The organism is Pseudomonas sp. PDM25 (assembly GCF_019219045.1).
Classification (GTDB): domain Bacteria; phylum Pseudomonadota; class Gammaproteobacteria; order Pseudomonadales; family Pseudomonadaceae; genus Aquipseudomonas.
Genome location: NZ_JAHUWL010000099.1, coordinates 1 through 258, shown reverse-complemented (window position 1 = coordinate 258; position 258 = coordinate 1). Strand labels below are relative to the sequence as shown.

Annotated in this window: 1 protein-coding gene; it reads right to left on the bottom strand. The window is 53.5% G+C overall.

Annotated features, from left to right (window positions below):
* The coding region (locus KW848_RS31505) for a hypothetical protein (protein ID WP_218539196.1) at positions 1–258 on the bottom strand (258 nt) is incomplete at both ends.

Genomic DNA, 258 nt, shown 5'->3' with positions numbered 1-258 from the left:
CGTTCCCGGCTTCATTGTCACTGGGTAGAACGTCATAGGCGTGGGTGAGGCCGACATTTTCATGTTCCGTGTTTTCCAGGAAATGAACGATCAGACCAATGCCGGTGAAGTTGGCCAGTTTGTGCCCTAGGGAAGTGGGCTTTTCCTGAACGATGTCGCGCTCTTCCTGCTTGAAGTGCATGAGCATGCGTTCGCGGCCTTCAGCATCCTTGACCTCATTGACCAGCCATTCGTGCAGCTCTTCGACCTTGTTGAAGC